This is a genomic window from Psychrobacillus sp. Z3-81, assembly GCF_056620325.1.
This window is the reverse complement of the sequence record NZ_JBWQPU010000007.1, coordinates 164,347-185,154: the sequence shown is the minus strand read 5'-3', so window position 1 is coordinate 185,154 and position 20,808 is coordinate 164,347. Positions and strand designations below refer to the sequence as shown.

Annotated in this window: 21 protein-coding genes; 19 read left to right on the top strand and 2 right to left on the bottom strand. The window is 37.2% G+C overall.

The window, feature by feature from the left end; all coding sequences use genetic code 11:
• Positions 1 to 181 precede the first annotated feature (181 nt).
• The 3 genes from AC1ECF_RS09950 (at position 182) to AC1ECF_RS09940 (ending at position 2,547) form a co-directional block, all read left to right on the top strand.
• Positions 182 to 943: a ParA family protein gene (locus AC1ECF_RS09950; protein WP_480389256.1), complete on the top strand. Its 762-nt coding sequence runs from the start codon at positions 182 to 184 to the stop codon at positions 941 to 943.
• Positions 936 to 1,778 (top strand): ParB/RepB/Spo0J family partition protein, encoded by an 843-nt coding sequence (locus AC1ECF_RS09945; protein WP_480389255.1) that lies wholly within the window; start codon positions 936 to 938, stop codon positions 1,776 to 1,778. Before AC1ECF_RS09950 ends, AC1ECF_RS09945 begins: the two co-directional genes overlap by 8 nt.
• A gap of 64 nt (positions 1,779 to 1,842) precedes the next feature.
• Entirely contained in the window at positions 1,843 to 2,547 is a 705-nt protein-coding gene (locus AC1ECF_RS09940) for a DUF554 domain-containing protein (RefSeq protein WP_480389254.1), read from the top strand.
• Here the strand turns inward: AC1ECF_RS09940 and yyaC are convergent.
• On the bottom strand, positions 2,491 to 3,102 hold the full coding sequence (gene yyaC, locus AC1ECF_RS09935) for a spore protease YyaC (protein ID WP_480389253.1): 612 nt from the start codon (positions 3,100 to 3,102) through the stop codon (positions 2,491 to 2,493). The genes AC1ECF_RS09940 and yyaC overlap by 57 nt on opposite strands.
• Positions 3,103 to 3,177: 75 nt before the next feature.
• On the opposite strand from yyaC, the gene AC1ECF_RS09930 reads away from it, so the two are divergent.
• The 3 genes from AC1ECF_RS09930 to ychF all read left to right on the top strand — a co-directional run bounded on the left by AC1ECF_RS09930 (position 3,178) and on the right by ychF (position 5,436).
• The gene (locus tag AC1ECF_RS09930; RefSeq protein WP_480389252.1) at positions 3,178 to 4,038 is read left to right on the top strand and encodes a mechanosensitive ion channel family protein; all 861 of its coding nucleotides are present in this window, start codon (positions 3,178 to 3,180) and stop codon (positions 4,036 to 4,038) included.
• 8 nt (positions 4,039 to 4,046) lie between these two features.
• The gene (locus tag AC1ECF_RS09925; RefSeq protein ID WP_480389251.1) at positions 4,047 to 4,253 is read left to right on the top strand and encodes a DUF951 domain-containing protein; all 207 of its coding nucleotides are present in this window, start codon (positions 4,047 to 4,049) and stop codon (positions 4,251 to 4,253) included.
• An 82-nt stretch (positions 4,254 to 4,335) separates the two neighbouring features.
• Positions 4,336 to 5,436: a redox-regulated ATPase YchF gene (gene ychF, locus AC1ECF_RS09920; RefSeq protein ID WP_480389250.1), complete on the top strand. Its 1,101-nt coding sequence runs from the start codon at positions 4,336 to 4,338 to the stop codon at positions 5,434 to 5,436.
• A 136-nt stretch (positions 5,437 to 5,572) separates the two neighbouring features.
• On the opposite strand, the gene AC1ECF_RS09915 is transcribed toward ychF, so the two are convergent.
• Positions 5,573 to 6,145: a DUF3267 domain-containing protein gene (locus tag AC1ECF_RS09915; protein ID WP_480389249.1), complete on the bottom strand. Its 573-nt coding sequence runs from the start codon at positions 6,143 to 6,145 to the stop codon at positions 5,573 to 5,575.
• Positions 6,146 to 6,301: 156 nt separating this feature from the next.
• Here AC1ECF_RS09915 and rpsF point away from each other — a divergent pair, with 156 nt between their 5' ends.
• The 13 genes from rpsF (at position 6,302) to AC1ECF_RS09850 (ending at position 20,807) form a co-directional block, all read left to right on the top strand.
• On the top strand, positions 6,302 to 6,592 hold the full coding sequence (gene rpsF / locus AC1ECF_RS09910) for a 30S ribosomal protein S6 (RefSeq protein ID WP_480389248.1): 291 nt from the start codon (positions 6,302 to 6,304) through the stop codon (positions 6,590 to 6,592).
• Between the two features lie 41 nt (positions 6,593 to 6,633).
• Positions 6,634 to 7,131 carry a single-stranded DNA-binding protein gene (ssb, locus tag AC1ECF_RS09905; protein WP_480389247.1) on the top strand — a complete coding sequence of 166 codons (498 nt, stop codon included), beginning with the start codon at positions 6,634 to 6,636 and terminating at the stop codon, positions 7,129 to 7,131.
• A 52-nt stretch (positions 7,132 to 7,183) separates the two neighbouring features.
• Positions 7,184 to 7,420 carry a 30S ribosomal protein S18 gene (rpsR, locus tag AC1ECF_RS09900; protein ID WP_480389246.1) on the top strand — a complete coding sequence of 79 codons (237 nt, stop codon included), beginning with the start codon at positions 7,184 to 7,186 and terminating at the stop codon, positions 7,418 to 7,420.
• A 198-nt stretch (positions 7,421 to 7,618) separates the two neighbouring features.
• Positions 7,619 to 8,563 (top strand): YybS family protein, encoded by a 945-nt coding sequence (locus AC1ECF_RS09895; protein WP_480389245.1) that lies wholly within the window; start codon positions 7,619 to 7,621, stop codon positions 8,561 to 8,563.
• A gap of 12 nt (positions 8,564 to 8,575) precedes the next feature.
• Complete coding sequence (locus AC1ECF_RS09890; RefSeq protein ID WP_480389244.1) at positions 8,576 to 10,552, top strand: DHH family phosphoesterase; 1,977 nt, start codon at positions 8,576 to 8,578, stop codon at positions 10,550 to 10,552.
• Positions 10,549 to 10,998, top strand: coding sequence for a 50S ribosomal protein L9 (gene rplI / locus AC1ECF_RS09885; protein ID WP_480389243.1), 450 nt, complete (start codon positions 10,549 to 10,551; stop codon positions 10,996 to 10,998). The genes AC1ECF_RS09890 and rplI overlap by 4 nt, the downstream gene beginning before the upstream one ends.
• 12 nt (positions 10,999 to 11,010) lie before the next feature.
• On the top strand, positions 11,011 to 12,366 hold the full coding sequence (gene dnaB, locus AC1ECF_RS09880; protein WP_480389242.1) for a replicative DNA helicase: 1,356 nt from the start codon (positions 11,011 to 11,013) through the stop codon (positions 12,364 to 12,366).
• Positions 12,367 to 12,507: 141 nt separating this feature from the next.
• Complete coding sequence (locus AC1ECF_RS09875; RefSeq protein ID WP_480389241.1) at positions 12,508 to 13,794, top strand: adenylosuccinate synthase; 1,287 nt, start codon at positions 12,508 to 12,510, stop codon at positions 13,792 to 13,794.
• Positions 13,795 to 14,358: 564 nt separating this feature from the next.
• Complete coding sequence (locus AC1ECF_RS09870) at positions 14,359 to 15,831, top strand: peptidoglycan DD-metalloendopeptidase family protein (RefSeq protein ID WP_480389240.1); 1,473 nt, start codon at positions 14,359 to 14,361, stop codon at positions 15,829 to 15,831.
• Positions 15,832 to 16,180: 349 nt separating this feature from the next.
• Positions 16,181 to 16,885 (top strand): response regulator YycF, encoded by a 705-nt coding sequence (yycF, locus tag AC1ECF_RS09865; protein ID WP_480389239.1) that lies wholly within the window; start codon positions 16,181 to 16,183, stop codon positions 16,883 to 16,885.
• A 4-nt stretch (positions 16,886 to 16,889) separates the two neighbouring features.
• A complete protein-coding gene (gene walK / locus AC1ECF_RS09860; RefSeq protein WP_480389238.1) occupies positions 16,890 to 18,707 on the top strand; it encodes a cell wall metabolism sensor histidine kinase WalK in 1,818 nt (605 codons plus the stop codon).
• A complete protein-coding gene (locus AC1ECF_RS09855) occupies positions 18,704 to 20,020 on the top strand; it encodes a YycH family regulatory protein (RefSeq protein WP_480389237.1) in 1,317 nt (438 codons plus the stop codon). The genes walK and AC1ECF_RS09855 overlap by 4 nt, the downstream gene beginning before the upstream one ends.
• A complete protein-coding gene (locus AC1ECF_RS09850; protein ID WP_480389236.1) occupies positions 19,998 to 20,807 on the top strand; it encodes a two-component system regulatory protein YycI in 810 nt (269 codons plus the stop codon). Before AC1ECF_RS09855 ends, AC1ECF_RS09850 begins: the two co-directional genes overlap by 23 nt.
• The last annotated feature ends 1 nt before the right edge of the window (position 20,808 follow it).

Here is a 20,808-nt window from a genome sequence, read left to right as displayed (position 1 = left end):
TTACTTATTCCACCACTAATTAGATGGTGGTTTTTTTTGTCCAAAATTTCTGTAGTAGCTGTTTGTATAGACGGTGTAAAATGAATCAAACATAATTTTAACAATAATAGCATTCATTTTTCTGCGAAATTTGATAGAATAGAAGATGAGCCTAAAATGAAAAAAGAAAGAGGGTGCAAGAGTGGGAAGAATTATTGCAATAGCAAACCAAAAAGGAGGAGTAGGTAAAACTACGACTTCCGTTAACTTAAGTGCCTGCCTTGCATACTTAGGTAAAAAGGTTTTATTAATTGATATAGATCCGCAAGGAAATGCTTCTAGTGGCGTTGGTGTGAATAAAGGCGAGGTAAATCAATGTATTTATGATGTTTTGATAGATGACGTAAGTATAAAAGATACAATTTTAGAAACGAAAGTAGAAAATTTACATATCGTTCCGGCAACTATCTCTCTAGCTGGTGCCGAAATAGAATTAGTATCAACCATTTCAAGAGAAGTCCGCTTGAAAAAGGCTATCCAAGAGGTAGAAAAGCTTTATGATTATGTCATAATCGATTGTCCGCCTTCCCTTGGTCTATTAACCATTAACTCTTTAACAGCGGCTGATTCTATTATCATTCCTGTCCAATGCGAATTTTATGCTTTGGAAGGGCTTAGCCAGTTATTAAGTACCATTAGACTTGTACAAAAACATTTGAACAAAAACCTTCAAATCGATGGTGTTTTATTAACGATGTTTGATGCAAGAACAAACTTAGGTATTCAAGTAATTGAAGAGGTTAAGAAATACTTCCAAGACAAAGTGTATAAAACAATTATACCTAGAAATGTCCGTCTTAGTGAAGCACCTAGCCACGGAGAACCTATCATTATCTATGATCCGAAATCAAGAGGTGCAGAAGTATACTTAGAACTTGCGAAGGAAGTGATCCGTCATGGCTAAAGGTTTAGGTAAAGGATTAAGTGCATTTTTTCCAGAAGAAGATACAGTAATCGAAGAGAAAGTTGAACAAATCAGCATAACGGAGATTAAACCAAATCCATACCAGCCTCGTAAAGTTTTTGAGATAGATGCATTAAATGAGTTAGCTGAATCGATTAAAGAGCATGGGGTATTGCAGCCTATCATACTTCGTAGAAAAGGCTCCAAGTATGAAATAGTTGTGGGTGAGAGGAGATTTAGAGCCTCTCAGTTGGCAAAATTAGAGGAGATACCAGCAGTTATTCGAGAGTTAAATGATCAACAAATGATGGAATTAGCTATCTTAGAGAATTTGCAGAGAGAAGATTTATCTCCTATTGAGGAAGCAGAGGCTTATCAAAACCTGATGGACAATTTAAATCTTACTCAAGAACAGCTTGCTTTTAGATTAGGTAAAAGCAGACCATATATAGCAAACCATGTTCGTTTGCTATCTCTACCAGACGTAGTAAAAGAAGCGGTTTCGAATGGCACAATATCTATGGGACATGCTAAAGCATTGCTAGGCTTAAAAAAGAAGAAAAACATCCCATTAATTATGCAAAAAACCATAAAAGAAAACCTTAATGTACGGCAACTAGAGGCATTAGTTCAACGTTTGAATGAGAATGTTCCACGTGAAACAAAAAAAGTGGAAAAGGATATCTTTACGTTAGAAAAAGAATCTGAACTACGTGAGTTTTTTGGCACGGCAGTAACAATTAATAAAGCAAAAGAAAAAGAAAAGGGTAAAATTGAAATAGAATTTTATTCAAAAGATGATTTAGAAAGAATTCTAAGTTTGTTAGAAAACTAGTACAACCTATCTCTCGTGGAAATTGGAGAGATAGGTTGTATTTTTGAAGTAAGGAAGAGAAAAGATGGCTCTGTTAGGAACATTCATTAACGCTATATTAATTATTGTAGGTTCTTTAATCGGTAGATTATTAAAAGGCATATCAGAAAATATGAAGCAAACTATTATGTATGCTATAGGGATAGCTGTAATAGTCATGGGTATACAAATGGGTATTAAAAGTGAAAACTTTACCATGGTTATTATTTGCTTGGTTGTTGGTGGTGGACTAGGTGAGTGGATTGATTTAGAAAAGCGTATCACTCAACTAGGTCACTTAATAGAAAAGAAATTCAGCTCGGGAAAACCAAGTGGTAGTCTTGCACAAGGTTTTGTCACCGGCACCCTAATTTTTGTAATAGGAGCAATGGGGATACTAGGAGCAATAAATAGTGGGATACAGAATGATCATGATTTACTAATAAGTAAAGGAATTATAGACGGCTTTACTGCAATGATTTTATCAGCAACGTTAGGGATAGGAGTGGTCCTATCCGCTGTACCTGTGTTTATTTATCAGGGAATAATTGCATTGTTGGCTATACAAATAACGATGCTTGTTCCAGCAGCTACCTTTGATTTGTTTATTCAAGAAATGACAGCTACTGGTGGAATTATGATCATAGCTATTGGTTTAAACTTAATTGGACTAACCAAAATTAGAGTGGCAAACTTACTGCCAAGCTTGCTGGCTCTCGCTGTGTGTGTATGGCTTATTACGATGTTTTAAATAATATCTGTGATAAGCAAGTAACAATGCTCTTGAAATGACTTTGCCCATCTCAAAGGTTAAATGTAACCGAGTACTTTGTAATACATTATATTCCATATAGCCGCCAATATTGACGACTCCTTTAATAGAGACCTCTCCAATAGGAGGGAGTTCTTTTTTTACAGCTTTACCAGGATATAAAGGACCAGGATGTACAATAATATCTCCAATACTGCTAGCATTACCTAAACAAGCATCAATAGCGATAATATATGGCTTTTCGGCTGAGTTATATAGCCTTTCTACAGTTTGCTCGAGATTAAGAGCATGTAGAGGAGTATCTAAAGTGCCGACAATTTCAAATGGAAAAGAAGATAGTTGAGTCAAGAAGGATCCGGTCATCGGACCCATTGCATCACCTGTAGAACGGTCAGTTCCAATACAGCAGAAAACAAGGTTCGGATGATGAAAAGGAATATAGTCTAAAAATATAGAGCTTAATCGCCAAATAGCACCCGATTCTTTATAATAGATAGAAGAGGTAGAAGGAATAGAGTTTACTTGATAGGTCATATACTAACTCACTTTCTTTTTAATGACAGTATATGCACCTATAAAGTAATTTATTCAATAAATGGGAGGGTTACCATGGTATTGGAAAAACCGATTAATGATTTAAAAGATTATTTACTTAATGCAGAAACATGGATAGGATTAGGAGCAATCATATTAAAAATCCTATTCATTTTAGTAATATCAAGCATTGTTATTAGAATAGGAAGGCGCCTAATAGAAAAAGTTTTTATTACAAGAATAAAAACTCCTTTAAGATATTCTGAAAGAAGACAAAATACATTAATGAAATTACTACAAAATATTTTGTCTTACATAGTTTATTTCATTGCAATTCTGACTATTTTAGCGACCTTTGAAATTGATGTTGCAGGTTTACTAGCTGGGGCTGGAATCGTTGGTCTAGCAATTGGTTTTGGTGCCCAAAGCTTAGTGAAAGACGTTATCACAGGATTCTTCATTGTATTCGAGGATCAATTTGCAGTTGGAGACGAAGTATTAATTGGGACTGCAAGAGGAACAGTAGAAGAGATTGGACTGCGCACAACCAAGATAAAGAGCTATACAGGTGAACTGTTTATTATCCCAAATGGTGCTATCACAAATGTAGTAAATTTCTCCGTATTCAATTCTAAAGTATTAGTAGATATTAAAGTTGCTTACGGATCAGATATCCAAGAAGCCGAAAGAGTAATAAAAGACTTCTTGAAAAATTTACCATTTAAATATCCTGAGCTAGTAAAAGCTCCGGAGATTTTAGGGATTGAGGATTTAACAGCTACTGAAATGGTGTTTAGAATAGTGGTAGAAACAATGCCAAACGAAAATCAGGATATGGCAAGAAAAATTAGAAGAGATTTAAGAGAGTACTTACAATTCAAAGGAAAAGATAGTGCTTACCCTATTGTTGTAAACGAAGCGAATAAAGAAGAGTAGGTGACTGTATGGAAAGAAAGAAATTTCAACTCAATGATATTGTAGAAATGAAAAAGCAGCATCCTTGTGGAACAAATCGTTGGAAAATTATCCGTTTAGGGGCAGACATACGCATAAAGTGTGAAGGATGTCAGCATAGCGTGATGATTCCACGTGTAGAGTTTGAAAAAAAGATGAAAAAAGTTTTAGTAGAAGCAGAACCAACAACTGAGTAAGGATAGACTTTTATTTGTAAAATCAATATAATGAACAGGTTAGTTGGAATGAGAACGTAATTAGGAAAGGGTTGTGACTTATATGGCGTTAACAGCTGGAATCGTAGGGTTGCCTAACGTAGGAAAATCTACATTATTTAATGCAATAACAAAAGCTGGAGCACTTGCTGCAAACTATCCGTTTGCTACAATCGATCCAAACGTAGGGATCGTAGAAGTACCAGATGCTCGTTTAGATAAATTAACAGAATTAGTTGTTCCGAAGAAAACTGTCCCTACTGCTTTTGAATTTACTGATATCGCTGGAATTGTAGAAGGAGCAAGTAAAGGGGAAGGGTTAGGAAATAAATTCCTTGCTCATATTCGCGAAGTAGATGCAATCTGTCAGGTAGTACGTTGCTTCCAGGATGAAAACATTACACACGTTTCTGGTAAGGTAGACCCTATTTCTGATATTGAAGTTATTAATCTTGAATTAATCCTAGCAGACTTAGAAAGCGTGGATAAACGTCTAGCGAGAGTATCTAAAATGGCGAAGCAAAAGGATAAGGATGCAATGGTGGAAGAGCCTATTCTACTTCGTTTAAAAGAGGCATTTGAGGCTGGACAACCAGCTCGTTCTGTAGACTTTACGGAAGATGAATTAAAGGCAGTAAAGGGCATGCATTTATTAACCATTAAGCCTATGCTTTACGTTGCCAATGTTTCTGAGGATGACATAATGGAACCCGAGGATAACGAATATGTAAAACGCGTAAAAGAATTTGCTGCTAACGAGGGTGCAGAGGTAATTGTCGTTTGCGCAAAAATTGAAGAGGAAATGGCTGCTTTAGAGGATGAAGAAAAGAAAATGTTCTTGGAAGAGCTAGGGATTGCTGAATCTGGTCTAGACCAATTGATTAAAGCATCGTACTATTTACTTGGACTAGCTACTTATTTTACAGCAGGTGTGCAAGAGGTAAGAGCTTGGACTTTCCGCAAGGGAATGAAAGCACCTCAATGTGCTGGTATTATTCATACAGATTTTGAAAAAGGATTTATCCGTGCAGAAACTGTTGCTTATGACGATTTAGTTGAGTATGGCTCCATGTCAGCAGCAAAAGAGGCAGGGAAGGTTCGTTTAGAAGGTAAAGAGTACGTGGTAAAAGACGGAGACATTATGCTATTCCGTTTTAACGTGTAATAAAAGAGAAAAACACCATCCAGTTTTCTAGTAACGAAATGATTTAATGATGTTAGTATCAAAACTAGAGAACAAGGTAAAAAAAAATAAGCAAGCACTTACGATTTTATCAATTAGAATCGTAAGTGCTTTTCGTTTATTTTTTATCCGCATCTTTTATTTTTACTACATATAATTTTGGCTCTGTAGGATGGTCTTTGATAAGAATATCGTTAGGGTATTTTTTTAGTTCTTTATACATCGCAAAGTCACCAACGGCTCCAGCTATTAGCCAAGCTCCTACCAACACAAGAATCAGAGACTGGTCAATATATCCAATCACCATAGGAATCACACCAGTAACCCAAAATGGCAATAAAAGAGCCTTTTTCATTGCCTTGTTTGGAATGGGAATGGCGGTTGTAGCGTAAGCGACTCCTAAAGAGAGATTAACCCCATAGTCCATAGAACGCCAAGGAACTTTACCATATACCCAAAAGCCGAGTAAATGAAAAAATTCATGTAAAATGATGAGAAGAAAATAACTAATAACAAATAAAAGAATACCCGAAAAGGATATAGCAAACTCCAACCCATCATAAAGAATTACATATAAAATAAAACCGAGGATAGAAAAGATGATTGTTTGCCAAACATTTGCGATAGCAACTTTTTTTATATCTATTTCAATCGTATGTACGATTTCTAGTTCTTTATCCAAAGTATTCACCTCTGTCTTAACTATACTATAAAGAAAAAATATTAGTATCCATTTTGTTGATAGTAGAGAGAAGTTGTGCTACAATAAATTGATGTGAGTAATAGTATTACTTGCTCCTTGTCGCCTGTTCGCAGTCGGCCAAAGACCATAGGGAGGTGTAAATAGATGAGAAAGTACGAATTAATGTACATTATTCAACCAGCGATTGAAGAAGATGCGAAGAAAGCTCTAGTGGAGCGTTTCAACGAAATCTTAACTTCTAACGGAGCTGAAATCATCGAAGCAAAAGAATGGGGTAAACGCCGTTTAGCTTACGAGATTAACGACTTACGTGAAGGTTACTACCAAATCGTTAAAGTAAATGCTGATTCTAAAGCAATCGATGAGTACATTCGTCTAGCTAACATCAATGAAGACATTATCCGTCACATTGCTGTACGTATGGACGAAAAATAAGAAATCGACTACGAATGCTGAACGAGGGAGGTTGAAAACTGATGATTAACCGTGTCGTGCTAGTTGGAAGACTAACAAAAGATCCGGAACTTCGATATACGCCGAGTGGTATAGCAATGGCAAGATTCACACTTGCTGTGAATCGAACATTCTCAAACCAACAGGGTGAAAGAGAAGCTGATTTTATCAACTGCGTGGTTTGGAGAAAACAAGCTGAAAATACGGCAAACTTTTTGAAAAAAGGAAGTTTGGCTGGTGTTGAAGGGCGTATTCAAACAGGTAGTTATGAAGGACAAGATGGTAAGCGTGTTTATACGACGGATGTTGTCTGTGACAGCGTTCAGTTCTTAGAACCACGTGGAAGTTCTGGTGGTGGCCAAGGTGGACAATCATTTGGCGGTGGCCAACAGAATAATCCATATCCAACATATCAGCAAAACCAACCAACGAATCAGCAAAATTATACACGTGTAGATGACGATCCATTTGGAAGCAGCAGCGGTCCGATAGAAGTATCGGATGACGATCTGCCGTTCTAAAAACTAATTCTCGCGTATATTATTACCTTAATCGAAAAGGAGGCAATCTATTATGGCACCACGTCGCGGAGGCAAAAGACGCCGTAAAGTTTGTTACTTCACTGCTAACAACATCACTCACATTGATTATAAAGATGTAGATTTGTTGAAAAAATTCGTGTCAGAGCGTGGGAAAATTCTTCCACGTCGTGTGACAGGAACTAGCGCGAAGTACCAACGTAAGCTAACAAGAGCTATCAAAGTAGCTCGTATCATGGCTTTACTTCCATTCACAGCTGATGAAAGATAAGTTATAGATGAAAAGACCGGGAAACCGGTCTTTTTTTTTAATAGTCAAGGAATATATATACCTCCTTACTAACCAAATATAAATAACAATTCCTATAAAAAACTAGACATAAGTGCTTGGAAGGACACAAATGGAATTTTGGTTGTGGTAGGAAATCTGATACAATGTATAGATGACTACATAAAAGGAAGGTATACCATGCAGAAAAGTAATTCTAGCTATTTAACATATGGAGCCATGATGATAGCATTGTATGCTATTTTATTAGCAATTGCTCTCTATATCCCTGTTTTAGGTGCACTAATCTCGTTTGTTGTACCATTACCGATTGCTTGGTATAGTGCCAAATTTGAGAGAAGGCAAGGGATTATGGTCACCATAGTAGCACTTGTCATTTCTTTTATTATAGGAGCGGGTCTGTTTGGGCTGCTATTTGGTCTATTGGTTGCTCCCTTAGGATTTATCATGGGAGATGCTTTGCGTAGTAAAAAGTCGAAGCTTTATATGCTAATGACAACAGGTATTTACCTGATGTTTGTTACACTATTCCAATATATGATATCTATTGTTATGTTAAACATAAATGTAATAGAGGAATTTTTTGTAGGGCTTGAAATATACTACGAGCAGATAAGTAAAACATTGACTACGCTTGGTCAAGATACAGAGTGGTTTGACCAAATGGCAGTGGAAAGCATGAAGATTATCCAAAACATCATGCCGACTTACTTTATTGTTGGAATGATGGTCACAGCGTTGATTTATTTATCCATCAATTTACCACTATTGAAAAAACTAAAGATCCAAATACCGAGGTTCCCGAAATTTAGAGAATTTCAATTACCTAGAGCAGTGTTATGGTATTATCTAATTGTATCCATTATTTCTTTATTCGTTTCATTTGAAATTGGAACATTTGGCTATATGGTATTAATCAATGCATCTTTACTATTAAGAGGATTATTATTTTTACAAGGGGTATCCCTAATTCATTATTATTTTCATGTGCAGAGCTGGCCAAAGTGGGGAGCAGTTTTGGCAACATTTCTTTCTTTGCCTTTATTCACATTCACCGTCATACTTGGTGTCTTAGATTTAGGCTTTAACTTAAGAGGGTATTTACAGGACAGGAATAAAAAATAAGGAGCTGATTAAGTGGCGTCTTTTTTTAGAAAACGGCCAATACGATATCCACTAATACTATTTATGCTCCTCGGTGGGGTTGCATCTTATTTAATTCTGTCAAACAACCTGTTAGTTGGGTTGTTATTTTCTCTTTTGGTTATCGGGGTGTTCCTCTATGCATGGATTATTGAACAGCGTGTATATGATGAAACGGAAAAGCATATAGAAACTTTATCCTATCGAATGAAAAAGGTAGGGGAAGAAGCTTTATTAGAGATGCCAATCGGAATCATCTTAATTAATGATCAATATATCATAGAGTGGGCAAATCCCTATATGACTCAAAGGCTGCAATTCGACACAATTATTGGAGAGGATTTACTTTCCATCTCAAAGGATTTTCAACAGTTACTCAAACAGGAAGATTCTAAAGAAATGGTTATCTCTTTAGATGATTCTAATTATAAGGTGTTTTTTAAGGCAGAAGAAAAACTGTTGTACTTCTTTGATATAACTGAGCAAGTAGAAATTGAATCCTTGTACTATGGAGATCGAACAGTTATCGGAATCCTTTATATTGATAATTATGATGAGATATCTCAAGGGATGGATGACCAGACACGAGGACAGTTAAATAGCATTGTCACTTCTTGTGTCAATGACTGGGGAGCAAAATACGGTATATATGTAAAAAGAATTAGTTCTGATCGATTCCTAGCTGTATTCAACGAGTCCATTCTATTAGAACTGGAGAAGAGTAAGTTTTCTATACTAGACGATATTCGTGAAACAACCTCCAAATTAGGTTTCTCCTTAACCTTGAGTGTAGGAGTGGGAGCAGGCTCGACCTCCTTGGTGGAGTTAGGCCAGCTAGCACAGTCAAGTCTTGATCTAGTATTAGGCCGAGGCGGAGACCAGGTGGCAATTAAACAACCAAGCGGAAAAGTGAAATTCTACGGAGGAAAGACAAATCCAATTGAGAAACGTACGCGGGTGAGAGCTAGAGTTATATCTCATGCCTTAAAAGATTTAATACAGGACAGTGACCAAGTATTTATAATGGGTCATAGTCTACCTGACATGGATGCAATCGGAGCTTCTGTTGGTGTAAGAAAAATGGCCGAGATGAATAAAGTAAAAGGCTATGTTGTAATAGATTTTAATGAGCTGGATAAGAGTGTCCTGCGCTTAATGGCAGAAATAAAGGAAAAGCCAGAGCTGTTTGAGCGTTTTATAAGTCCTGAAGAAGCCTTAGGAAGAATGACTGAAAAAACGTTGCTTGTGGTAGTAGATACGCATAAACCAAGTTTAGTAATCGATGAAAGACTACTGCAGAGAGCAGAAAAAATTGTGGTAATTGACCATCATCGACGCGGTGAAGAGTTTATCCCCAATACACTTCTTGTTTATATGGAGCCATATGCTTCCTCTACTTCGGAGCTTGTTACAGAGCTTATAGAATACCAGCCGAAAAATGCAAAGCTATCTATGTTAGAGGCAACAGCTATGCTTGCAGGTATCATTGTTGATACAAAAAGTTTTACTCTTCGGACAGGAGCAAGAACGTTTGAAGCTGCATCTTATCTAAGAACACATGGAGCGGATACTATTCTTGTTCAAAGAATGCTGAAGGAAGACTTGGAAACTTACGTGGAACGTTCTAAAATTGTGCAAAATGTAGAATTCTTTAAAGACGGCATAGCAATTGCCCATGGAAATGAAAGAACAATTTATAGCCAGGTCTTATTGGCACAGACTGCAGATATTTTACTGGCCATGAACAATGTGAGCGCATCATTTGTAGTAGGCCGTCGAGGAGAAAATCTAGTTGGCATCAGTGCCAGGTCCTTAGGTGATGTGAATGTCCAGGTGATTATGGAAAAATTAAATGGTGGTGGGCATTTAACGAATGCTGCCTGCCAATTGGAAAATACCACACAAGAAGACGCTATTTCACTTTTAAAGAGTGCCATTACCGAGACAATTGAAGGAGGAAATGCAGAATGAAAGTAGTATTCTTACAAGACGTAAAAGGTAAAGGAAAAAAAGGAGAAATTAAAAATGTAGCAGATGGCTACGCTCATAATTTCTTGCTAAAAAATAAGCTAGCAGTTGAAGCAACCCCTTCTGCACTAAGTGCCTTAGAAGGACAAAAGAAGAAAACAGAAAAAGAAGCAGCAGAAGAATTAGCAGCAGCAAAGCAACTAAAGGAAAAGCTTGAACAAATTACTGTAGAACTGAAAGCAAAGTCTGGAAACGATGGTCGCTTATTTGGTTCTGTTACTACAAAACAAATTGCAGCACAGCTGGAAAAGTCCCATGGGATTAAGCTTGATAAACGTAAAATGGAATTGGAAGATGCAATCCGTACTTTAGGCTATACAAATGTTCCAGTAAAACTACATCAAGAAGTAGTTGCAACATTAAAAGTACATGTATCTGAAGAGGCTTAAGGAGAGAGTCCAATGAGCGATCCATTATTGGACCGTATTCCGCCACATAATCAAGAAGCCGAGCAATCCGTGCTAGGGGCAATCTTCTTAGAGCCACAGGCTATGATTACTGCTGCTGAAATCGTCATGCCAGAGGATTTTTACAGAGTAGCACATCAAAAAATCTTTCAGACGATGTTAAGGCTGAGTGATCAAGGAAAAGCAATTGACGTAGTAACTGTAACAGAAGAGCTTTCTGCTAAAAAGGAATTAGAGGATGTAGGTGGCATAACCTATATTAGTGAAATTGCAAACTCTGTTCCCACCGCTGCAAATATCGCTCACTATGCAAAGATAGTAGAAGAAAAGTCTCTTTTACGTCGTCTTATTCGGGTAGCTACCTCTATTGTAGAGGATGGCTTTACAAGAGAAGATGAGGTAGAGGCTCTACTTTCTGAGGCCGAAAGAAAAATGATGGAGGTTGCCAATAGAAAGAACGCTGGTGACTTCAAGCATATTAAAGATGTACTAGTTGAGACCTATGATAATATTGAAAAGCTTCACACGAGAAAAGGGGATGTAACAGGAATCCCAACAGGCTTCCGAGATCTAGATAAGATGACAGCTGGATTTCAACGGAATGACCTTATTATCGTTGCCGCTCGACCTTCTGTAGGGAAAACTGCCTTCTCTCTAAACGTTGCACAGAACGTTGCTACGAAGACGAATGAGAATGTTGCTATCTTTAGTCTAGAGATGGGAGCAGAGCAGCTCGTAATGCGTATGCTTTGCGCAGAAGGAAATATAGATGCCCAGGTGCTTCGTACAGGATCTCTTACAACAGAGGACTGGAGAAAGCTTACGATGGCCATGGGAAGCCTTTCAAACGCAGGTATCTTCATAGACGACACGCCTGGTATTCGAGTAAATGAAATTCGCGCTAAATGTAGACGACTAAAGCAAGAGTATGGACTAGGGATGATTTTAATTGACTACCTGCAATTGATTCAAGGTAGTGGGGGTAGTCAAGCCAATCGTCAGCAAGAGGTTTCCGAAATATCTCGATCTCTCAAAGGGTTAGCACGAGAGCTTCAAGTACCAGTAATCGCTTTATCACAGCTTTCTCGTGGAGTTGAACAGCGACAAGATAAGCGTCCAATGATGTCAGACTTGAGGGAATCGGGCTCAATTGAGCAGGATGCAGATATTGTGGCCTTTTTATATCGTGAGGATTACTACGATAAGGAAACAGAAAACCAAAATATGATTGAGATTATCATTGCAAAACAACGTAACGGTCCAACAGGAACTGTCACTCTAGCATTTGTGAAGGAGTTTAATAAATTCGTGAACATTGACTGGAGTCAGCACCAAGCACCGCCTGCATAGTAGCTATAACACGAACATATTAACAATTTTTATTGTTAATTGTTCGTGTTTTTTCGTGTTATTAGTTGACGCCATAATGGAGGATTGGTACAATAACACTGTTTGAATCAGGACATTTACATGTCTACGGAGGTGCTGGCAATGCCATCAGTAGTAGTTGTTGGAACACAGTGGGGAGACGAAGGAAAAGGGAAAATAACGGACTTCCTTTCAGAAAACTCGGAAGTAATTGCGCGTTACCAAGGTGGTAACAATGCAGGGCATACGATTATTTTTGGTGGAGAAACATACAAACTTCACTTAATTCCTTCAGGCATTTTTTATAAAGACAAAATTTCTGTTATTGGAAATGGGATGGTAGTAGACCCAAGAGCACTTGTAAAAGAGTTAAAAGGTTTACACGAACGTGGAATCACAACAGAAAATTTAAGAATCTCTAATCGTGCACATGTTATTCTTCCATATCACCTAAAGCAAGATGAGGTAGAGGAAGCAAGACGTGGTGCAAACAAAATTGGAACGACTGGTAAGGGAATAGGCCCAGCATATATGGATAAAGCTGCTCGAGTAGGTATACGAATCGCTGACCTGCTTGACTATGAAGTGTTTAAAGAAAAACTTGAACGCAACCTCGAAGAGAAGAATAGAATGTTTGAAAAGTTTTACGAAACAAAAGGTTTCACAGTAGAAGAAATTCTCGAAGAATTTTATGGTTATGGGCAAGAAATAGCAAGATACGTAACAGACACTTCTAAGGTATTAAATGATGCTTTAGATGAAGGTCGTCGAGTATTATTTGAAGGCGCTCAAGGGGTTATGCTGGATATCGACCAAGGAACATATCCTTTCGTAACGTCTTCTAACCCTGTTGCTGGTGGAGTAACTATTGGTGCAGGTGTAGGACCTACTAAGATTTCTCAAGTGGTGGGTGTATGCAAGGCTTATACATCTCGAGTAGGAGATGGACCATTCCCAACCGAACTATTTGACGAGGTAGGAAATCAAATAAGAGAAGTTGGGAAAGAATATGGTACAACTACTGGGCGTCCACGTCGTATAGGTTGGTTTGATACAGTAGTTGTGAGACATGCTGCGAGAGTAAGTGGTCTTACGGATCTAACAGTAAATTCAATCGACGTATTAACGGGGCTTGAAACAGTAAAAATCTGTACTGCTTATAAATATAAAGGGGAAGTCATTACGGAGTATCCTGCAAACCTACGCATTCTTTCTGAATGTGAGCCGGTTTATGAGGAGCTTCCTGGATGGTCTGAAGATATTACAGGCTGCAAGTCATTAGATGAGCTTCCAGCAACAGCGAGACATTATTTAGAGCGAATCTCCCAGCTAACAGGAGTGCCTCTCTCTATATTCTCTGTTGGACCAGATAGAAAACAAACAAACATTGTATCCAGTGTCTGGAGATAAATAGTTCCTAATGCCACCAATAAGACTTGGTGGCATTTTTTTATGCTTGAAGCATAGTAGTTGGGTAAAGGAAGGCCCATAACATCATTAACTAGTAGGGGGGAAGTGAGAACTTGTCACTCACTTCCCCCATTTTTCTATCTTTCATTTCCACTGTGTTATGGCTGAACTTGAGGAAGAAAACATCATCACTATAAATACCACTTTTTTGATTTGTTTATTTCGATTTTCTCAGAGTAGTTATTATCTCTACCTACTTGTTGGTTCGAAGAAAGGAGTAAGTTCTTATCTTATATGTCCATTCTATTAGAACCGATTATGACAATTGTAACAAAAAGAGAAAAGAGAGGATGGGGAGAGAAATAAAATAAAGAGGAAAAATATAAAAATACACAGTATTACTTACTAGTTAATAGCATTTATTTTCCAAATAAAATATCTAAATAGGAAATATTGGGATGAAAAATACATTTTCTTTACAAGATAGATTATATTAACACAGACCTATTAAAAATATGATAAATTAGTGGAGTGTGAAAAAAGTAGTTTGGAAGGGGCTTTATCATGTTTTGGAAGATAAAGAAAGAAGGACTATCGTCATTTAAGACAGCACCTTCTAACAGAAAAACTAATATAGCAAAAAAAGCATCTATAGCTATGTTACTAATATTATGTCTATCCTTTAATATGGCGTTTGCCAAGGAAGACAGACAACATAACGTAAAAGAGATTTATCATATATACTTAGAAGATCAATATTTAGGGGCATTATCTAATAAAGAAAAAATGCAAGCATTATTAGATTCTAAGCTTAAAGAATCTAGCTCCCAGCATGAAGCTCTTCCCTTGAAAATAGGAACTGATTTATCAGTAGTTCCAGAGCAAGTATTCACTCCTACTACAAATGATGAAGCAACTCTTCAAAAGTTAAACGAACAGGTTGAAGTAAAGACATCAGCATTTGCGCTTCTAGTTAATGACGAGATGGCGGTCTACGTTAGAGACATAGAAGAATACCAAGAAGTGATACGTAAGGTAAAACTAAATTATATTTCAGAAGAAGAATATTCTATACTTGAAGCTAGAAAAAATGCTAATGAAGATTTACCCAAATTAAAAGAGGGTGAAACCCGAATTGCGGATTTAATTTTAAAGCAAAAGGTTTCAGGAGTAACAGTAGAAGTCGAGCCGAATAAAGTAATGGCTGTGGATGAAGCTGTGCAGTTTTTATTAGACGGCACACTGAAACAAGAAACGTATCAAGTTCAAGAAGGCGATGTGTTAGGTAAGATTGCGAGCAAGTTCAATCTATCTATATCTGAATTGAAGGAAATCAATCCTGGAATTACAGAAGACAGCTTATTGAAAATAGGACAAGATATAAATGTTACGGTATTAAAACCTCTTATTAATGTAGAAGTCCACTATGAGAAAAAAGAGTTAGAAGTTATCCCACATGCAAAAGAAGTTATTGAAACTGATGACATGTTTAAAGGGGATAAAAAAGTAAAACAAGAAGGTTCTGATGGTAAAAGGCTTGCTACTTATCTAATAAGAAAAGAAAATGGAGTGCAAGTAGGATCTTCTACGATGGAAGAGAAGGTTCTTGTAGAGCCTCAAAACCGTATTGTATTAAAAGGAACAAAAGTGATACCTTCTCGTGGATCCGGTTCATTTGCATGGCCAGCTGAGGGAGGCTATATTTCTAGTAAAATGGGTTATCGTTGGGGACGTAAGCATGAAGGAATTGATATAGCTCGTCCAAGTGGTTATAATATTAAGGCCGCTGACAATGGTGTAGTAGTGGCTGCAGGTAGAGACGGCACATATGGCAATCGTGTTATTATTAATCACCAAAATGGATATAAAACAACCTATGCCCATCTATCTTCTATAAGCGTAAGCGTAGGGGATGTCGTTCCACAAGGCTCTGTAATAGGAGTAATGGGGAACACGGGAAGATCAACAGGAATTCATTTGCATTTTGAGGTAGAAAAGAATGGTGTAACCATCAATCCTCTTTCTGTGTTAAGATAATAAATAGAGAAAAAGACAGTCAATTGTTTGGCTGTTTTTTTTTATAGATTAAGCGAGAAAACCAAGTAATGACTAGTTTAGATTTAATAGAGTAGTCCACGATTCTATCGTTTCTTTAAAAAGAGTGTATGTATAAAACGCAATACCTCATCATGTGAAAATGGAAGATGAAATTATTCCTCGCTAAATTTCCTGGGAAATAATCCGACAAAACTCGACTGAAGGGTCCAAACAGTTTCAAGGATGCATCTAGATTAAAAGCATGATAGAGTAAAGGAAAGATTACTTGATTACAATAATTTAATTTGCTACAAATATATATTTTCAAGAGAGAAAGGGGTCTATCATGATGAGTAAGAAAATTTTAGTCGTAGATGATGAAAAACCAATTGCAGATATTCTACAGTTCAATCTTAAAAAAGAGGGCTATCAGGTATATTGTGCATATGACGGAGACGAAGCTTTAAAAAAAGTAGACGAAATACAACCAGATTTAATGCTTTTAGATATTATGTTACCGAACAGAGATGGTATGGAGGTTTGCCGAGAAATAAGGAAACGTTTCAATTTCCCTATTATTATGCTGACAGCGAAGGACTCAGAAATTGATAAAGTACTTGGATTAGAGCTTGGTGCAGATGACTATGTAACAAAGCCATTTAGCACAAGAGAACTAATTGCTCGAGTGAAAGCTAACATGAGAAGACATCAAACAGTTCAAGAGGATACCGAAGTTGTAACCAATGATATTACCATTGGTCCTTTAACTATTCAGCCAGACGCTTATTTAGTATTAAAGCGTGACGAGACAATCGAGCTTACTCATCGTGAGTTTGAACTACTACATTATCTAGCAAAGCACATAGGTCAAGTAATGACTCGTGAGCATTTATTGCAAACTGTATGGGGCTATGATTATTTTGGAGACGTAAGAACAGTCGATGTTACGATTAGGCGTTTAAGAGAAAAAATCGAGGATAATCCAAGTCATCCAAACTGGATAGTGACAAGAAGAGGCGTCGGCTACTATTTACGTAATCCTGAACAGGAGTAACGAAATGCAAAAAGTAGGTTATTTCAAATCAATACACACGAAGATCGTGTTTATTTATATCTTACTGATTCTTATTGCCATGCAGATAATTGGGCTTTACTTTGTCAAGGAGCTTGAAGAAAAGTTAACAGATAATTTTCAGGATTCCATTAGAGATAGAGCAGGGCTACTAGAATTTAGTGCTAGAGAAGAAATATTAAGGGTGCGAAATGAAGGGGACGTAACGCTGGAACAAAGCTTACGTTCTATTTTAACAGGTCTAAATTCCGAGGATATCAAAGAAGTTCGTGTAATCGATGCAAACTATCAGGTTTTAGCTACTTCTAATCATAACAACCAGGATATAGTTGGGCAAAAATCTATGGATGAACTGGTCCGTCTTTCCATCAGTCTACCGGACGAGTTTAATGGAATAGCCCTTGACGATGGGAAAAGAATTTGGAAGCTAGCAACTCCTATCGTTTCCGAAAATGAGGCAATAGGGACACTTTATATTGAATCAAATATAGAAAATGTTTATGCACAAATGAATGAGATTAATCAAATTCTTGCAGTAGGAACTGGTATTGCTTTAGTTATTACAGTCATTCTAGGAATACTAATTGCTCAAACCATTACTCGTCCAATTTCTGATATGAGAAAACAAGCTCAAGCAATGGCTAAGGGGAACTTCTCAAGAAAAGTAAGGGTTTATGGAAATGACGAAATTGGTCATTTAGCTATCGCCTTTAACCACTTGACTAATCGATTACAGGAAGCAACCTCTACTACGGAGGCGGAAAGAAGGAAACTGTCTTCTGTACTAACGAATATGACAGACGGTGTAATTGCCACTGACCGTAAAGGGCGCATTATCCTTATTAATGACCCGGCCTTGCGTCTACTTCGAACTCCAAGAGAATTAGTTTTAAATAGACCAATACATTCCGTTCTAGGATTAGACTCTCAATATTCCTTTGAGGATCTTATTCATTTAAATGAATTTTTAACCTTAGATTTTAGTACACAGGAACAGCCTTTTGTCCTTCGTGCTAGCTTCTCTGTTATTCAAAAAGAAACAGGCTTTGTCAATGGACTCATTGCAGTTTTACATGATAATACGGAGCAGGAGAAAATTGATATGGAACGAAGAGAGTTTGTTGCTAATGTATCTCATGAGCTACGGACCCCACTTACTACAATGAGTAGTTATTTAGAGGCTCTAGCAGATGGGGCTTGGAAGGACGAGGAAATAGCTCCTTCCTTCTTGCAAGTGACACAAACGGAAACCCAGCGGATGATTCGCTTGGTAAATGATTTGCTTCAGTTATCAAAAATGGATAGTCACGAATATGATTTGAATAGAGAAATTGTAAACTTTAACAAGTTTTTCGACCGAATAATAGACCGTTTTGAAATGGCTAAATCTCAAAATGTCACCTTCCAACGTATGCTCCCGGAAACACCATATTACGTTGATATTGATACCGACAAGCTAACACAGGTTATTGATAATATCATCTCAAATGCTATTAAATATTCTCCAGATGGAGGAAATATACGGTTTGGCTGTGTAGTCAAGGATAACCAGCTGCAGGTAATGGTCTCAGATGATGGAATGGGTATACCTTCAGAAAATGTAAATCGAATCTTTGATCGCTTCTATCGTGTAGACCGTGCAAGAGCAAGGTCAATGGGAGGTACTGGTCTTGGACTAGCAATTGCCCGGGAAATGATAGAGGCACATGGCGGAAAGATATGGGCAGAGAGTGAAGAGGGCAATGGAACAACTATTTTCTTTACGTTAGATATTGTAATGGACGAGGAAGGTGAGTGGGAATGAAATATCTAGAGCATGTAAAATCTGCTGTTTTACTGTTGTTGATAATTATGAGCCTAACTCTCACCTTCTCTATTTGGACATACTCTCCATCCTATGAGAAAATTGAGGATCCCGTTGTAAATATAGCAATAGCAGAGAAAAAGAGGATGGAGGATGTCATTAAGCCTTATCGTCTAATAGTCAATCAAGGGGACGTCCTTCGAGGTACTAGCTCCTCTACAGTCATTGAAAGAGAAATAAATATCATAAAGGCGTGGGAAGTACAAACAGTGACTCTGCTTAATAATCAGGCAAATGCAAAGCAAATAAATGAATATGTAAGTGGACCAGATAGAATGACCTTCTTTTATCCAGCAGGGGTTCCAATTAAGACACTTGCAACTATCTTACCTTTCACGGATACTGTTTTTCCGGAAAGCTCCTTTAATCAATTGGTCATTGACTGGTCTAAGGGAGCGAAAGAAGGTATCTATGTATATTTCATCAATACCACAACCCATAAGGTGTATCAAGCTGCGGTAGACAAAGAAGATAGAGATGCTTATGTTGAACGTCTTAATAGTCAATTAACGTCACTGCCAGTGTATAATGAAATAGAGAGAGCAGGAAAACTTTCTCTATATATTTCTGCATCACCTGAGAAACTGACAAGATCTACTTATTACATGGAGGATATACCGACAGATCGCTTTAAAAATGCTTTGTTTAGTAATCCATCCTTAGTCCGAACAAATCCTCTGCGAACAAATGGCTTAGAGTATACGGATGATAGCGCGATGATGGAGGTAGATTTTCAGAATCGCAGCTTAAATTATGTTCATCCAGCATCTGAGAGTAACATTTCTATAAATCCTTCAGATTTAATCCAAAATAGCTTAAGCTTTGTAAATGAGCATGATGGATGGACAGATGATTATCGTTATAGCAGGCTTAATATAAACAATCAGCAGGTGGTCTATCAGCTTTATTTTAGTGGTTTGCCAGTTTTCAGTAATGATACTGCAACAGAAATAATTCAATATTGGGGCGTAAATCGAGTATATCGGTACAACCGTCCTTATTATACGTTAAGTCCGCTTCCTACAAAGCAGGAGGTTGTGTTGCCCTCTGGACAGGAAGTATACGATTTGCTGTCTTCTATTCCAGATGTTTCAATCTCATCGATAATGGATTTAACACTTGGCTATCAGTTATCGAGAAATGAAAACCAACCTTTAATAACTTTGGAGCCGAATTGGTACTATTCCTTAAACGGGACATGGATTCGTGTTTCAGAGGAGATTTTAGGAGGTGGCAGATCTGGACTGGAATAAAACGAAAACGATATTTATTATCGTGTTTTCTATATTAAATGTCTTTCTATTTTCCCTCTATTTAAATCGATATAATGAGCAATACGAGGTAGTAATTGATACTCCATTAGAGGAAAGGCTTTTACTGGAGGATATAGATATTTCAAAGGCGGAAGCAGTCAAAATCCAGGAAGCCTTTTATGTGTCGGGCTTCGTACACCAGTTTGATCCTGAAGAGCTAGAGAGTTTAGAAAACCAACAGGTAGAGATTAAATCTTCTTTTCAACTAATCGGAAATTTTGAGGAGCCAGTTTCCTTTACAGATAAAACAGACCTAACGGAATATATTCATCAAAACATTTTTCAGGGATCGTCCTATCAAATATGGAAGATGGATGAAGAAAAAAACATGGCCACTTTCTTTCAAACTGTAGAGGACCGAGTGGTATTTTATAATCAAAATGCAAAACTAGTTGTTTATTGGAACGAAAATAAAGAACTGACTTCTTATGAGCAAACGCTTCTAGATGATTTAGAAGAATTTAATGAATTGGAAAAGCTTCTTACACCACAAAAGACTATTCAACCTTTGTATAATCGAGGCTTCTTAAAGAGTAAATCCAAAATAGTAGAGTTTGAATTAGGATACTCCACATTAGTACAAGAAGCTGAGACACAAGTATTGGCACCAACTTGGCACATTTTAATTGAGCTTGAAGATGGTACAATAGAAGAGCATTTTGTTAATGCAGTAGAAGGTAAAATAATTGATATACCAAAAGAGATAGAACAAGCAGTAGTTAAATAAG

Coding starts and splice junctions, on each gene's coding strand:
- AC1ECF_RS09945 (WP_480389255.1), top strand. CDS start 936: ATGGCTAAAGGTTTAGGTAAAGGATTAAGTGCATTTTTTCCAGAAGAA.
- AC1ECF_RS09940 (WP_480389254.1), top strand. CDS start 1,843: ATGGCTCTGTTAGGAACATTCATTAACGCTATATTAATTATTGTAGGT.
- yyaC (WP_480389253.1), bottom strand. CDS start 3,102: ATGACCTATCAAGTAAACTCTATTCCTTCTACCTCTTCTATCTATTAT.
- AC1ECF_RS09930 (WP_480389252.1), top strand. CDS start 3,178: ATGGTATTGGAAAAACCGATTAATGATTTAAAAGATTATTTACTTAAT.
- AC1ECF_RS09925 (WP_480389251.1), top strand. CDS start 4,047: ATGGAAAGAAAGAAATTTCAACTCAATGATATTGTAGAAATGAAAAAG.
- ychF (WP_480389250.1), top strand. CDS start 4,336: ATGGCGTTAACAGCTGGAATCGTAGGGTTGCCTAACGTAGGAAAATCT.
- rpsF (WP_480389248.1), top strand. CDS start 6,302: ATGAGAAAGTACGAATTAATGTACATTATTCAACCAGCGATTGAAGAA.
- ssb (WP_480389247.1), top strand. CDS start 6,634: ATGATTAACCGTGTCGTGCTAGTTGGAAGACTAACAAAAGATCCGGAA.
- rpsR (WP_480389246.1), top strand. CDS start 7,184: ATGGCACCACGTCGCGGAGGCAAAAGACGCCGTAAAGTTTGTTACTTC.
- AC1ECF_RS09895 (WP_480389245.1), top strand. CDS start 7,619: ATGCAGAAAAGTAATTCTAGCTATTTAACATATGGAGCCATGATGATA.
- rplI (WP_480389243.1), top strand. CDS start 10,549: ATGAAAGTAGTATTCTTACAAGACGTAAAAGGTAAAGGAAAAAAAGGA.
- dnaB (WP_480389242.1), top strand. CDS start 11,011: ATGAGCGATCCATTATTGGACCGTATTCCGCCACATAATCAAGAAGCC.
- AC1ECF_RS09875 (WP_480389241.1), top strand. CDS start 12,508: ATGCCATCAGTAGTAGTTGTTGGAACACAGTGGGGAGACGAAGGAAAA.
- AC1ECF_RS09870 (WP_480389240.1), top strand. CDS start 14,359: ATGTTTTGGAAGATAAAGAAAGAAGGACTATCGTCATTTAAGACAGCA.
- yycF (WP_480389239.1), top strand. CDS start 16,181: ATGAGTAAGAAAATTTTAGTCGTAGATGATGAAAAACCAATTGCAGAT.
- walK (WP_480389238.1), top strand. CDS start 16,890: ATGCAAAAAGTAGGTTATTTCAAATCAATACACACGAAGATCGTGTTT.
- AC1ECF_RS09855 (WP_480389237.1), top strand. CDS start 18,704: ATGAAATATCTAGAGCATGTAAAATCTGCTGTTTTACTGTTGTTGATA.